Here is a 12,837-nt window from a genome sequence, read left to right as displayed (position 1 = left end):
ACGGGGCTCGGCGACTGCCGGTCACCGGGTGACATGTGATGAGAACGAGGCGAGTGAACAGGTGAGCGCGCGACCGGCCGCGGTGCTGTGGGACATGGACGGCACGCTGCTCGATTCGGAGAAGCTGTGGGACATAGCGGTTCGTGAACTGGCCCGCGAGCACGGCCGTGAGCTGACCGACGAGGTTCGCCACGCCCTGATCGGCGCCTCCGGGCCGAACGCGCTGCGCATGCTCTTCGACGGTATCGGCGTGGTGCCGACGCCGGAGACGATCGTCGAGGCGGGGGAGTTCCTCGAGCGCCGGGTCACCGAGTTGATGCTCGGCCCGATCCCGTGGCGTCCCGGCGCCAAGGACGCGCTGGCGATGGTGCGCGAGGCGGGTATGCGGTGCGCGTTGGTGACCAACACCAAGCGCTCGCTCACCGAATACGGCCTCGACACCCTCGGCCGCGACTACTTCGACACCTCGGTGTGCGGCGACGAGGTGGCGCACGGCAAGCCCGATCCGGCCATCTACCGCCGCGCCGCGCAACTGCTGGGGGTCGACCCGAGTGACTGTGTCGCGATCGAGGATTCGCCGACCGGTTCGCTCGCCGCGCAGGGCGCGGGCTGCGGTCTGATCGTGATTCCGTGCGAGATCGCGGTTCCCGAGGCGCCGGGGCGGGTATTTCGGGAGTCGCTGGTGGGCCTGTCGGTAGCGGATCTGCGCGCCGCACTCGACGCCCGCGTCTGAAAAAGATGAGGGCTCACCGTGATAGGGCGTAATAGTCTACCGTGATAAGACCGAAACCTGGGTAGAATCTGCGAAAACTGTTGCCGCACAGTTGAATTCGCACGATTGTGATCTTCCCGGGATATGCCCGATTTGTCGAAACCGCGAGCGCGCGCCCGAATATTCCCGCAAACTGAGTACATGACGGGCACGCGGGGGCTTGACGAAATCGTCGACATCGCACGGTATCCACTCACCGATCTCGGTGGTTCGGGCAGGCAGGCGGCCATCGAGGCGGCTCGTGCCGAGCTGGCCGAGGACGGCTGCACGGTCCTGCGTGAGTTCATCCGGCCGCAGCTGCTGGAGACGCTGCGCACCGAGGGGGAGGCGATCGCACCGCACGCTCACTACAAAGTGGAGCGGGTCAACGCCTACAACATTCCCCTCGACGCCGACCTGCCCGCCGACCATCCGGCGCGGATCGTGCTCGACCGCGGCAATGCCTTCGTGGCCCGCGACCGCATTCCCGCCGAGGCGCTGATCCAGCGTCTCTACACCGATCCGGTGTTCCAGCGGTTCGTCGCCGACTGCTTCGAACTCGACGATCTGCACGAATTCGCCGACCCCCTGGCCGGTTTGTGCCTGAACGTCGTCGAGCCGGGGATGTCGCATCCGTGGCATTTCGACACCAACGAATTCACCGTCAGCATGCTCACGCGCAAGCCCGAAGCCGGCGGCGTGTTCGAGTACTGCCCCAATATCCGCGATCCCTACGCCGAGCATCTCGACGACGTCCGTGCCGTGCTCACCGGTGACGGCGCCCGGCTCATCCGCTCGCTGGAACTGCGCCCCGGCGACCTGCAGCTGTTCAAGGGCCGCTTCTCCCTGCATCGAGTCACCGAGGTAGCCGGTGCGGGGCAACGACATTCGGCGATTTTCGCCTACACGGACCGACCAGGGGTGATCGGCACGGTCGAACGCACCAGACAGTTGTTCGGCCGTGTCCTGCCCGACCATGTGGCCGCCGCGGCCGACGCCGTCCGAGGTGACCGACTGCTCGACTGAGAGGAACCGCCCATGTCCGTTCCGTTGCACACCACCGGCAAAGCATCCTTCGACGACATCTACGAAAGTCCAGATCCGCGAGCATATTTCGAGCGGATGAACGATCTGGACTACCGGATCCCGGAACTGGCAAAGCCGCACTTCGCCGAACAGCTGCGTCAGCTGCGGGCCGCACGGCCGGACCGGATTCCGACCGTCCTCGACCTCGGGTGTTCCTACGGGGTGAACGCGGCACTGCTGCGCAGCGACACCACCGTCGACGAATTGGCCGGGCACTACCGCGATCACGCCGACACCGACAAGATCGGGCTGATCGCGGCGGACCGGGAGCGGTTGCGCGGCGATCTCATGCCCGACGTACGCTTCATCGGGATGGACGCCGCACGCCCGGCGCTGACCTACGCCCACGCCGCCGGACTCCTGCACGACTACGTGCACGCCGACCTCGAGGCCACCGAGCCCACCGAGGCGCAGCGGCGTGTGCTGGCCTCCGCCGATCTGGTGATCTCCACCGGATGCGTCGGCTACATCACCGAGAAAACCCTGTCCAGGGTCGCCCAAGCCGATCCGCGCAAGCGACCGTGGATGGCACATTTCGTGTTGCGGATGTTCGATTTCGGTCCCATCGCCGAGGAACTGGCCGCGCTCGGCTATCGCAGCGAGCAGCGTCCCGGTATGTTCCAGCAGCGGAGGTTCGCCTCGGCACAGGAACGCGAACAGGTGCTGGATGCGTTGGCGGCCAAGGGAATCGACACCACCGACCACGAAGCCGAAGGCTGGCTCTACGCCAACCTGTTCCTGTCCCGCCCGCATCCCATCGAGACCTGAGGACTTGGATTGAACCAACCCACGTTCGCCGCCGAAGACACGCTGCCCCGGGTACCGCTGCCGACACTGGATGACAGTTGCGCGCGGTTCCTGCAGTGGTGTCAGCCACTGCTCGGCGCCGAGGAATACGCCACCACCGAGGGCGCGGTAGCCGAGCTGCTGCGCCCCGGTGGGGCGGGGCGCGCCCTGCATGCCGCACTGGCCGAATACGACGCCACCCCCGGCGTCGGCAGCTGGCTCGACGAATTCTGGCCGTCACGGTATCTGGGCCGTCGGGACCGGATCGCGATCAACGCCAACTTCGTGTTCCTGTTCCGGGACGACACCCCCCTCGCGGCGTCGACCGTCGCCGGGCAGGCCGAGCGGGCAGCCGCGATCATCGGCGCGGCTGTCGATTACAAGCTGGCGCTGGACGCGGAGAAGATCCCGCCGGTGACCCAGCGCGGCCAGGCACTGTCGATGTGGCAGAACAAGTACCTGTTCTCCGAAACCCGGATTCCGGGCGAGATCCAGGACAGCGTCCGCAAGCCCTACAGCCCGGAATGGCCGGGTCCCTCGGACGCGCGCCATATCGCGGTCTTCTACCGCGGCAACATCTTCCGGATGGATGTTGTCGGACCCGACGGTACGCCGTACGCGTTCGACGACGTGGTCGACGGGCTGCGCGCGGTGATCAAGGGCGGCACCAAGCCCGCCGCGACCGACACCTCGGTCGGGCATCTCACCACGAAAGCCCGTGCGGCATGGGCGCGCAGCCGGGAAGTGCTGCGCACCGAGCCCGCCAATGTCGTGGCGTTCGATGCGGTGGAGACGGCGCTGTTCTCGGTGTGCCTGGAGGACTTCGCGCCCCGCGACGAACTGCACGCCAGCGATCAGCTCCTGCACGGCGACAGCGGCAACCGCTACTTCGACAAGTCGGTGTCGTTCATCGTCTTCGCCGACGGTCAGGCCGGCATCAACGTCGAGCACTGCGGGCTCGACGGCACCACCGTGCTGTCGTTCGTCGACGCGCTGCTCGAGCGGACCACCCAGGACCACGCGGCGACCAGCGGGGCGCAATCGCAGGGGCTGCCCTCGGTGGAGCCGATCGAGTTCGTGCTCGACTCGGCCGCCCGCGCCGACATCGCCGCGGCGGGCGCCGACTTCGCCCGCTTCGCCGCCGACACCGCCACCTCGCTGGTGTCGTTCGACGACTTCGGCACCGGCGAGGCCAAGAAGCTGGGCATCTCACCCGATGCCTTCGCTCAGCTCAGCTACCAGCTCGCCCACCGGCGCAGCAAGGGCCTGACCGGCGCGACCTACGAATCCATCGCCACCCGGCAGTTCCGCAACGGTCGCACCGAGGCCATGCGCGTGGTGACCCCGGAGATGGTGTCGTTCGTCGACGCGATGGTGTCCGCGGAGGCCGACACCGCGACCAAGCTGGCCGCGGCGCGCACCGCCGCGTCCGCCCACGTCGCGCGGGCGAAGGAATGCCAGGCCGGGCAGGCGCCCGAGCAGCACCTGTGGGAACTGGAGTGGATCCAGCGTCGTCGCGGCGAACAGCTCGGGGTCGCCGATGAGCGGATCGCGCTGTTCGACAGCCCCGGCTGGACGACCATGCGCGACGACTACCTCTCGACCAGCTCGGCGCCGTCGAAGTACATCCGCTACTTCGGTTTCGGCTCGACCAGTCCGCGTTGCATCGGCATCGCCTACGTGCTGCTGCCGGATCGGTGGAACATCTACCTGGCCACGCCGAAGTCGGTGGCCGACCAGATGTACGCCTTCGCCGACCACCTCCGCACGGCAGTAGCCGACCTGCGCCAACTGCTCGCCGAACCGGTGTGATCGTTTCCCGGCGTGCCGCACCTCGCGGTGCGCCGGGAAAACCGCTGGGTCGGGTATGAAACAATCTCTACTCGTGAAGAACTTCGAATCCCTGTTCGCCGAGCTGACCGAGCGTGCCCAGACCCGTCCCGAGGGGTCCGGCACCGTGGCCGCGCTGGACGCAGGCGTTCATTTCCAGGGCAAGAAGGTCCTGGAGGAGGCAGGCGAGATCTGGCTGGCCGCCGAGCACGAGAGTGATGAGGCGCTCGCCGAGGAGATCTCCCAGCTGCTCTACTGGGTCCAGGTGATGATGCTGGGTCGTGGGCTGAAGCTCGAGGACGTGTACCGACATCTGTGACGGCTGATCCGTCCTGATCGACACTTCCTCCACTTCCCCCCGAAAGGACCCCCATCCCATGTTGCGCGTCGCCGTTCCCAACAAAGGCTCGCTCTCGGAATCCGCCACCTCCATCCTGAGCGAGGCCGGATACCGCAAGCGGACCGATTCCCGTGATCTCACCGTCCTCGACCTCACGAATCAGGTCGAATTCTTCTTCCTGCGTCCCAAGGACATCGCCATCTACGTCGGCTCCGGTGAGCTCGACCTCGGCATCACCGGTCGCGACCTGGCCCTGGACTCCGGCTCCCCGGTCAGCGAGCGGCTCTCGCTCGGTTTCGGCCGCTCCAGCTTCCGCTACGCGGCCCCGGCCGGCGAGGACTGGAAGGTCGAGGATCTGGCGGGCAAGCGCATCGCCACCTCCTACCCGAACCTGGTGCGCGCCGACCTCGCCCGCTTCGGCATCGAGGCCGAGGTGATCCGCCTCGACGGCGCGGTCGAGATCTCGATCCAGCTCGGCGTCGCCGACGCCATCGCCGATGTGGTCGGCTCCGGCCGCACCCTGCGTCAGCACAACCTGATCGCGTTCGGCGAGTCCTTGTGCGACTCCGAGGGTGTCTTGATCGAACGCACCGGTTCCGACCGCGACGACCGCGCCCGCAACCAGCTCATCAACCGCATCCAGGGCGTCGTCTTCGCCCAGCAGTACCTGATGCTCGACTACGACTGCCCCAAGTCGCTGTTCGACCAGGCCGTCGCGATCACCCCGGGCCTCGAGTCGCCGACCGTTTCGCCCCTCACCGACCCCGACTGGGTGGCTGTGCGTGCGCTCGTTCCGCGCAAGCAGGGCAACGAACTGATGGACCAGCTGGCCGACCTCGGCGCCAAGGCCATCCTCGCCACCGACATCCGCTCCTGCCGAGCCTTCTGAGCCGTTACCGCCGAAACCCCTCACCTGTGTTCACTCCGGTGAGGGGTTTCGTGTTGTCGGTGCCTGAACTTACTGCGCCGAGAGACTCTCGAGCGCCTCACGCACGAAACACAACGGGCAGATCGGGTCGAACGGTGGTGTCGGCGCACCGTTGACGATGGGCTGGGCGACGGTCGGCGCTGTGGCCGAGCTCGCGGAAGCGACAGCTGGAAAGGTTGCCATCGCCAGCGCGATTCCGGCGGCTGCGACGGTCCGGGACAGGCTGCGGTTCATCAGTTCTCCTCGCCGTGCGGGATTCGCTGTAGGCCCGCGACCTGCATTTTACGGGGGGCGAGGTGCTACCGGGAGACCCGGAATATCGGGGCAGGTGGCCGCCACAGTGTGTGCCGGTCGACGCCGCGGCCGGGCAGACTGCCGCGAGTAGGCTGGACGGCAGATTTGTCCGGACAATCCATGATCGGGGCGAACATGTCGAACAAGGACGAGCACGAGGAAAAGATCGAGCAGGAGCAGGTCGAGCGCGAACAGGAGCGGCGCCGGCTGGAGGCCGAAGAGGAACGTCGACTGCGGTAGATTCCGCGCGGCGCCTCCGTCGCGATCTCGACGATTGATTCAGCGCGAGTGCAATCGGTGTATTCGCGCTATCCCGTTGCTACCTTGCGTTTCTCGACAGGAACGCAAGGAGTCAGGCGTGTCGCAGACAGAGCCCGAGCCGCGGCCGGGCAGCGCATTCAGCTGGAACGAAGACTGGTTGGCTACCGTCGTCGGGCTCGTTCTGATCGGCCTCGTGCTGGTCGGTGCGATCCCGGATTGGCTGGTGCCGTGATGGGGGAGACACGAACGACGTCGGAAACTGCGGCGTTGCAGGGGAATTCGCGGCCCGCGGTAGCCGATATCGTGGCGGGGATCGCGCTCGTGCTCGTGCTGGGCGCGTTGACGCGGTTCTTCGACACCCATGTTCCGCAGTGGGCGGCGGATACGCCGTTCAAGCGGGTCGCGAAGACGGTCGAGTACCCGGTCTACGCGATCGTGATCGGCTTGATCGGCAATGTGGTATCGAGCAAACTGGGGCTGCGAGAACGGCTTTCGGCCGGGTTCCGCACCGAGTTCTTCATCAAGACCGGCGTGGTGCTGCTCGGCGCGTCGATCAATCTGAAGATCCTGGTGACCGCCGCCGCTCCGTCGATCGTGCAGGCGTTGGCGTTGATCACCATCGTCTTCGGATTCACCTGGTGGTTCGGCGGGGTGCTCGGGCTCGACGACAAGCTGCGGGCGCTGCTGTCGTCGGCGGTGTCGATCTGTGGGGTGAGCGCGGCCATCGCGGCGGCGGGGGCGGTGCAGGCGCGGCGCGAGCAGATCGCCTACGCGGCGTCGCTGGTGATCATCTTCGCGCTGCCGTCGATCTTCCTGTTGCCTTGGCTCGCTGATGTTTTCGGGCTCTCCGATGCGGTGGCAGGCGCGTGGATCGGTGGCAATATCGACACCACGGCCGCGGTGGCTGCCGCGGGTGCGCTGGCGGGTGAGCAGTCGTTGCAGATCGCGACGATCGTCAAGACCACTCAGAACGCACTCATCGGTCTCGTGGCGATCGCGCTCACCGCCTGGTTCGCGTTCCGCGTGGATCGCACCGAGGGCGCCGCTCGTCCGAGCATCGGCGAATTCTGGGCCAGGTTCCCGAAATTCGTGCTCGGGTTCATCGCCGCCTCGATCATCGGCACGCTGTATCTGCAGTCGGTCGACAAGTTGACCGGCGCCGCGCACATCGCCATTATCAACGACCTGCGCACCTGGTTCCTGATCCTGGCCTTCGTCTCCATCGGCCTGGAGTTCTCGCTGCGTGGGCTGCGTGAAGCCGGCTGGCGGCCGATCGTGGTCTTCGGATCGGCGGCGATCGTGAATCTCGCTGTCGGCCTCGGTCTTTCGGTGCTGCTGTTCCGCGACTTCGCGGTCTGAGTGGCGGCCGCGGGCAGCCTCAGGAATCAGCCCGGCTGCTCGCGGTCGCCTCGGCCTTGATCTGTTCGAACTGCGCGCCCATCCGCGCGGCCAGGGCGTTCGCGGCTGACAGCGGCCGGACCATCACCATCAATTCGTCGATCTTGCCGTCCTCGTCGAGGTGGACGAAATCGCATCCGGTGAGTTGCTTGCCGTCCACGGTCGCCTCGAACACCAGGGCGTGATCGCGCCCCTCACCGATCTCGCGCACGTAGCGGAAGTCTTCGAACACGCGGATCACGGCGCGCAAGATGGCCGCGGTGATGGCCTTGCCGGGATAGGGCTGGAAGGCGACGGGGCTGGTGAAGACCACATTCTCGGCCAGCAGTGCCTCGATGGCCGCAACGTCTCGTGCTTCGACCGCCGCGCGGAAAGGATGCATCTGTCAGCTCACCTCATATTCAACGAGTTGCATAGGGTGTTCGCAGCTTAACCCGGACGACCCGAGCCGATGCGGCCGATCGCGCTCACACGTCTTCGGGGAGGCGTTCTGTCACCAGGTCGGCGGGGATCGGGGTCTGGACCGGCCAACCCGGATACGGCGGCGGGGTGCCGCCGTACTCGGGGCACAGGGGTTTGAAGTCGCAGAACTTGCACATCGAATTGCGCGTGGGCGGGAAGTCCCCGGTCTTGCCCGCGTCGATGATGGCTTGCCAGAGAGCGGTGAGAATGCGCTGGAAACGATCCAATTCCTCGCGCTCGGGCGTGTAGGTGAGGATGTTCTTGTCGGCCAGGTAGATCAGGCGCAGTTGGGCCGGGACGATGTCGCGAGTGCGCAGGATCATCAGTGCGTAGAACTTGAGCTGGAACAGCGCGCGCGCTTCGTGCATCGGTCCGGGCGAGCGACCGGTCTTGTAGTCGACCACCCGCAGCAGGCCGTTGGGCGCCACATCGATCCGGTCGACGAAACCGCGCAGTGGAATATCGCCGTCGAGGTCGACCTCGACCCGCTCCTCCAGCGCGTGTGGCTCGAATCGCCGCGGGTCCTCGAGCTCGTAGTAGCTCGCGACCAGCTTGCGGACCTCGTCGAACAGCGCCTGCGGCCCACCTTCGGCGACGAGCTCGTCCACCCCGTCTCGCTCCGCGCGCACCCGCTCCCACGCGTCGGGAACCAGCTCCGCGGCGCGCTCCGGCTGACGCTCGGCCGCGGGCAACCCGAACAGATCCTCGAGGACCGCGTGCACCACGGTCCCGCGCACCGCCGCGCGCGACGGCGGTTCCGGTACCCGATCGATCGCCCGCAACCGGTACTTCAGCGGGCACTGCTTGAAATCGCTTGCCCGCGAGGGCGACAACGCCGGACGCGACCGATGTACCGGCGCGGCGGCGGTGACATCGGTAAGGGGCACGGACAAGGGCGCTGACATATTTCGCAGGTTAACGGCAGCCACTGACAGGATTGCCCGATCCGGCTCAGGCGCGGTGGCGGACTCGGGATTCGGCGGTCGTGGGCTGGTTCTGCCAGGATCGCGGCATGCAACTGGTGTTGGCGCTGCCCGCCGACATCGATCCCGCCTACCGTCGCCACGGCAACTCGAGTGTGCTCCACTCCGCGCGATTGAAGGTCTCGGCCGGGCACCACAACGCGATCGCCGCAGTTGCCGACCGGCACGGTCTGATCACCGGGTTCGTCTCCGAGCGGTCCAACGGGGCAGCGGGACCGCCGACACCGACTGGCTCACCCACGGTGTGATGCGGTTTCGCGGTCGCCGCCACCGAGGAACGCGGCCTGCTGCGATCCGGAGAGTGGACTCCCGCCACACTTCCCGGCTCGCCTTCCACACGGCTCGTCCTGCTCGAGGACCGTGGCAGGCTCACCGGGATGGGGTTCACGCCGCAGGGCGAGTTCGTCGTGTTCACCAAGGTGCGCGCGGGTGGTCGGCCCGATATCGAACGGACGATCGTCAAGGCGCTGGAACAGCAACGGCCACTGCTGGATTCGTTCACCCCGACCCCGGAGCGCGAGCTGGCGACACTGCCCTACGACCCGGACGCGATCTTCGAGCTGTCGGTCGGCGACAACAGTTCCGGCCGGGGCGCCTATCGGCAGCACGGCGCCCTGTTGTTCGCCGAGGACCAGGGTCTGCGTGGTGACCGGTGGACGCTACGTCGCGGAGGTCTGGGGCAAGACCCAGGACGAGACTCACGCGGCGGCACGCGAGCAGCAGCGGGTTCTGGCTGCCGCGAAGTAGCTCGGAGCCGTCACCCTGTTCGGGTCGGGGTCGTCGGACCTGGCAGGCTGGTTACTCCAACGGAGAACGGAGATACATTGACGGCCAGACGAACGGGCCCATTCGCTATCGGGGACCGCGTGCAGCTGACCGACGGCAAGGGTCGCCTCTTCACGGTGGTGCTCGAAGAGGGTAAGGAATTCCATACCCATCGCGGCGGCATCAAGCACGACGACCTCATCGGCAACGACGAGGGCACCGTCGTGAAGTCGGTCAACGGCACCCCTTATCTGGCCCTTCGCCCGCTGCTCACCGACTACGTCCTGTCGATGCCGCGCGGCGCCGCTGTCATCTATCCCAAGGACGCCGCCCAGATCGTGCACGAGGGTGATGTGTTCCCGGGTGCGCGAGTGCTGGAAGCCGGCGCCGGTTCGGGTGCGCTGACCTGCTCGCTGTTGCGCGCGGTCGGGCCCGAGGGCGAGGTGATCTCCTACGAGATCCGCGACGACCACGCCGAACACGCCGTGCGCAATGTGGAGACCTTCTTCGGTGAGCGCCCGTCGAACTGGTCGATCACCATCGCCGACGTGGCCGAGTACGAGGGCCCCCAGGTAGACCGTGTGGTGCTCGACATGCTCGCGCCGTGGGACGCGTTGCCCGCGGTGTCGAAGGCGCTGGTTCCCGGCGGTGTGCTCGTGGTCTACGTCGCCACCGTCACCCAGCTGTCCAAGGTGGTCGAGGCGCTGCGTGAGCAGGAATGCTGGACCGAACCGCGCTCGTGGGAGTCGATGGTGCGTGGCTGGCACGTCGTCGGTCTGGCCGTGCGGCCTGAGCATCGCATGCAGGGTCACACCGCGTTCCTGGTGAGCGCGCGACGCCTGGCCGAGGGCACTGTCACGCCCAAGCCGCAGCGGCGCCCGTCCAAGGGCTGATCACGCACGGGTGAGCAGGCGCGCGGCCAGCAACGCTGCCGCCGCGCCTGCGAACCAGATCCCACCGTCCACGGTGAGGCCCCATCGGGTGGCCTGCAGGATCGCTAGCCCGGCCGCGATCACGGCGAACACGGTGGCGGCCGAGCGGACACCACGCACCACGGCAACCGGCCCGTCCCACCAGCGCAGGGGAGTGTTCTCCAGGCCGCGCAAAGCGAGGAACAAGGCGCCGGTGAGCGCGGCGGTCGCGGTGAGTTGCACCGTCGTGAGCAGCCAGAACCCGGACTCGGTCGGTGCGGTGCGGTGAACGCCCGCCAGATGACTGAGCACAAGCACGGTGAGCAGGGCGGGCATGTGCCACAGATAGAGCGTCATAGCCCCGGTGTTGCCGATGACCGTCGCCCACCAGACCCGAGGGCGCGCGGCGAGACGGCGCAACCAGGGCGCTACCGCGACGGCGGCGCAGCACAGCACCACCGCGTGCCCGGCCAGCAGCAGTGACGGCGGCGCCAGATTCGACAGTCGCTGGCCCGGCACGGTGACCAGGCTCGTCTCGTACGGGCCGAGCGCCACCAACAGCACATCGGCTGCCAGCGCCACGCAGGCCAGCACCGCCGCGGTCCGCCGGGACAGGAGATCGCGCAGATAGCCGATCCCGAGCACCGCGGGCACCAGCCAGACGATCAGATTCAGGTAGCCGAGTTCCATCGGCCCACCGGTGAGCCGCACCGCGTCGACGGCCGCCGTGATCACCACGATCACCGCGACCACAGCGAACATCCGGCGACCACTGGTGACCCGCGCCGCGAGCAACGGAACACACGCCAGTACCGCCAGATACATCCCGAGAAACCACAGCAGCTGCACGCTCGTCACCGCGAGCGGACGCTGCCATCCCGGCGCGAGCACCGGATCGGCCGCCACCAGCAGCATCGCCGAGGCGCCGACGAAGTATCCGAGCGGTCGCACCAGCCGCTGGGCGCGCCGGAAAAGCCAAGCGCCCCACGATGTCCCGGGCCCGAGGCCGCGCGCACCCGCGGCGACCCCCGCGAAGAAGAACAGCGGAAGTACCTGCAGAACCCAGGTGAGCGGCTGCAGCATCGGCAGGTCGGCGAGCACGTTGCCGAAATGCACCTCGGTGCCCGACACCGTCACGGTCAGCATCAGGCAATGGCCGACGACGACCACCACCAGCGACGAAATGCGCAGCAGGTCCAGGAACCGATCACGATCGGCCGGGGTGTTCGCGGCGACCACCGCGACGCTGGGGACAACACTCATGGCACGACGATCGCAGGAAACCACCCGCGGGCACAGCGCGGAACTACCCGTTCGTCGGGTGGAACTACTCGAGCGTGCGCCCGCACGTCGCGCCGCTAGCAAGTCCTACCCACAGGACATTCACCGTGAGTGATCTCGGTGGCCTACTCGGCTCGCAGGGCGTCCGCGCTGTCGCAAAGGTGCTTCGCCGTCATCCGGTCGTGCCGATCGATCAGGCGGGCGTGCAGGGAGCCTGCGCGAAGCCGAGCAGCAAGCAGCCGCTGGCGTCGGACAGCTTCCAGGTGCCGCCTTCCTTCTGCCAGGTGACCGGGAACGCGGGGGCCGTGCCGTGGGGAGAGGTGATCGTCACATCGGCGGTGGCGGTGTCGCCGCTGGTCGCGACGTTGTCGACGGCGAAAGTCAGGGTGTAGCCGGCCAGCATGCCGTTCATCTGATCGATGTTGGACTTGTGCGAATCGCCGTTGACGATCAGTTTCGCCTTGTCGTCGGTGGATACCGCGGGGTCGGCGAACTCGAGCAGCGTCGCCTTCAGGGAATCGGCGGTGGGTGCGGCGGCGTTGTCACCCGAAGGTGCCGGAGTTGCCGAAACGCTGGACGGAGCGGCGGCGATACTGGTACTGCTCGTGGTGGCATTCGTCGAGGAATCGTCGGAGTCGCCGCAACCGGTCAGTCCGACGGTGACGGCGAGCGCCGCTGCGGCGGTGGCGACGGCGACCCGGATCGTGCGGGGAGGAAGGAGCATGTTCGGCAACCTTTCGACTCGATGGCGAGTGCCCCGT

Annotated in this window: 14 protein-coding genes and 1 pseudogene; 10 read left to right on the top strand and 5 right to left on the bottom strand. The window is 67.3% G+C overall.

Annotated elements, in window-relative coordinates:
- The first annotated feature begins 61 nt into the window (after positions 1 to 61).
- The 6 genes from OHS03_RS15615 to hisG all read left to right on the top strand — a co-directional run bounded on the left by OHS03_RS15615 (position 62) and on the right by hisG (position 5,682).
- The gene (locus OHS03_RS15615) at positions 62 to 733 is read left to right on the top strand and encodes an HAD family hydrolase (protein ID WP_328663546.1); all 672 of its coding nucleotides are present in this window, start codon (positions 62 to 64) and stop codon (positions 731 to 733) included.
- Positions 734 to 913: 180 nt separating this feature from the next.
- Positions 914 to 1,777, top strand: coding sequence for a HalD/BesD family halogenase (locus OHS03_RS15610; RefSeq protein WP_056809952.1), 864 nt, complete (start codon positions 914 to 916; stop codon positions 1,775 to 1,777).
- Positions 1,778 to 1,789: 12 nt separating this feature from the next.
- Positions 1,790 to 2,605, top strand: coding sequence for a class I SAM-dependent methyltransferase (locus OHS03_RS15605; RefSeq protein ID WP_328663544.1), 816 nt, complete (start codon positions 1,790 to 1,792; stop codon positions 2,603 to 2,605).
- A 9-nt stretch (positions 2,606 to 2,614) separates the two neighbouring features.
- Complete coding sequence (locus tag OHS03_RS15600) at positions 2,615 to 4,435, top strand: choline/carnitine O-acyltransferase (RefSeq protein WP_328663541.1); 1,821 nt, start codon at positions 2,615 to 2,617, stop codon at positions 4,433 to 4,435.
- Between the two features lie 55 nt (positions 4,436 to 4,490).
- Entirely contained in the window at positions 4,491 to 4,772 is a 282-nt protein-coding gene (locus OHS03_RS15595; protein ID WP_174562637.1) for a phosphoribosyl-ATP diphosphatase, read from the top strand.
- Positions 4,773 to 4,830: 58 nt separating this feature from the next.
- On the top strand, positions 4,831 to 5,682 hold the full coding sequence (gene hisG / locus OHS03_RS15590; RefSeq protein ID WP_194824797.1) for an ATP phosphoribosyltransferase: 852 nt from the start codon (positions 4,831 to 4,833) through the stop codon (positions 5,680 to 5,682).
- 69 nt (positions 5,683 to 5,751) lie between these two features.
- On the opposite strand, the gene OHS03_RS15585 is transcribed toward hisG, so the two are convergent.
- Positions 5,752 to 5,955, bottom strand: coding sequence for a hypothetical protein (locus OHS03_RS15585; RefSeq protein ID WP_328663538.1), 204 nt, complete (start codon positions 5,953 to 5,955; stop codon positions 5,752 to 5,754).
- Between the two features lie 418 nt (positions 5,956 to 6,373).
- Between OHS03_RS15585 and OHS03_RS15580 the strand changes: the two genes are divergently transcribed.
- Both OHS03_RS15580 and OHS03_RS15575 read left to right on the top strand, forming a co-directional pair.
- Positions 6,374 to 6,508: a hypothetical protein gene (locus tag OHS03_RS15580; RefSeq protein ID WP_255532827.1), complete on the top strand. Its 135-nt coding sequence runs from the start codon at positions 6,374 to 6,376 to the stop codon at positions 6,506 to 6,508.
- Complete coding sequence (locus OHS03_RS15575) at positions 6,508 to 7,635, top strand: YeiH family protein (RefSeq protein ID WP_328663536.1); 1,128 nt, start codon at positions 6,508 to 6,510, stop codon at positions 7,633 to 7,635. The genes OHS03_RS15580 and OHS03_RS15575 overlap by 1 nt, the downstream gene beginning before the upstream one ends.
- A gap of 19 nt (positions 7,636 to 7,654) precedes the next feature.
- Here the strand turns inward: OHS03_RS15575 and OHS03_RS15570 are convergent, their stop codons facing one another.
- On the bottom strand, positions 7,655 to 8,056 hold the full coding sequence (locus OHS03_RS15570) for a nuclear transport factor 2 family protein (RefSeq protein WP_328663534.1): 402 nt from the start codon (positions 8,054 to 8,056) through the stop codon (positions 7,655 to 7,657).
- A gap of 85 nt (positions 8,057 to 8,141) precedes the next feature.
- Positions 8,142 to 9,041 carry a RecB family exonuclease gene (locus tag OHS03_RS15565; RefSeq protein WP_328663532.1) on the bottom strand — a complete coding sequence of 300 codons (900 nt, stop codon included), beginning with the start codon at positions 9,039 to 9,041 and terminating at the stop codon, positions 8,142 to 8,144.
- Between the two features lie 107 nt (positions 9,042 to 9,148).
- Between OHS03_RS15565 and OHS03_RS34780 the strand changes: the two are divergent.
- Together OHS03_RS34780 and OHS03_RS15555 are read left to right on the top strand one after the other, a co-directional pair.
- A pseudogene (locus tag OHS03_RS34780) lies at positions 9,149 to 9,646 on the top strand (DUF7373 family lipoprotein); the annotation flags it as partial.
- Between the two features lie 297 nt (positions 9,647 to 9,943).
- Entirely contained in the window at positions 9,944 to 10,777 is an 834-nt protein-coding gene (locus OHS03_RS15555) for a tRNA (adenine-N1)-methyltransferase (protein WP_062983372.1), read from the top strand.
- Here OHS03_RS15555 and OHS03_RS15550 read toward each other — a convergent pair whose 3' ends face one another.
- Together OHS03_RS15550 and OHS03_RS15545 are read right to left on the bottom strand one after the other, a co-directional pair.
- Positions 10,778 to 12,058 (bottom strand): acyltransferase family protein, encoded by a 1,281-nt coding sequence (locus OHS03_RS15550; protein WP_328663528.1) that lies wholly within the window; start codon positions 12,056 to 12,058, stop codon positions 10,778 to 10,780. It lies immediately after the preceding gene.
- A 211-nt stretch (positions 12,059 to 12,269) separates the two neighbouring features.
- Positions 12,270 to 12,800, bottom strand: a complete 531-nt coding sequence (locus tag OHS03_RS15545) for a WKL family lipoprotein (protein WP_062983375.1) — start codon at positions 12,798 to 12,800, stop codon at positions 12,270 to 12,272.
- Positions 12,801 to 12,837: the final 37 nt, after the last annotated feature.

Origin of the sequence: Nocardia salmonicida (assembly GCF_036142455.1) — a bacterium.
GTDB classification, from domain to species: Bacteria; Actinomycetota; Actinomycetes; order Mycobacteriales; family Mycobacteriaceae; genus Nocardia; species Nocardia salmonicida.
The sequence above is the reverse complement of the archived record's forward strand: the minus strand, read 5'-3'. Positions and strand labels throughout refer to the sequence as shown.

Excerpts from the sequence above, each read along its gene's own strand:
- OHS03_RS15570 (WP_328663534.1), bottom strand. The coding sequence starts at position 8,056 with ATGCATCCTTTCCGCGCGGCGGTCGAAGCACGAGACGTTGCGGCCATC.
- OHS03_RS15610 (WP_056809952.1), top strand. The coding sequence starts at position 914 with ATGACGGGCACGCGGGGGCTTGACGAAATCGTCGACATCGCACGGTAT.
- OHS03_RS15595 (WP_174562637.1), top strand. The coding sequence starts at position 4,491 with ATGAAACAATCTCTACTCGTGAAGAACTTCGAATCCCTGTTCGCCGAG.
- OHS03_RS15565 (WP_328663532.1), bottom strand. The coding sequence starts at position 9,041 with ATGTCAGCGCCCTTGTCCGTGCCCCTTACCGATGTCACCGCCGCCGCG.
- OHS03_RS15605 (WP_328663544.1), top strand. The coding sequence starts at position 1,790 with ATGTCCGTTCCGTTGCACACCACCGGCAAAGCATCCTTCGACGACATC.
- OHS03_RS15575 (WP_328663536.1), top strand. The coding sequence starts at position 6,508 with ATGGGGGAGACACGAACGACGTCGGAAACTGCGGCGTTGCAGGGGAAT.
- OHS03_RS15550 (WP_328663528.1), bottom strand. The coding sequence starts at position 12,058 with ATGAGTGTTGTCCCCAGCGTCGCGGTGGTCGCCGCGAACACCCCGGCC.
- hisG (WP_194824797.1), top strand. The coding sequence starts at position 4,831 with ATGTTGCGCGTCGCCGTTCCCAACAAAGGCTCGCTCTCGGAATCCGCC.
- OHS03_RS15545 (WP_062983375.1), bottom strand. The coding sequence starts at position 12,800 with ATGCTCCTTCCTCCCCGCACGATCCGGGTCGCCGTCGCCACCGCCGCA.
- OHS03_RS15585 (WP_328663538.1), bottom strand. The coding sequence starts at position 5,955 with ATGAACCGCAGCCTGTCCCGGACCGTCGCAGCCGCCGGAATCGCGCTG.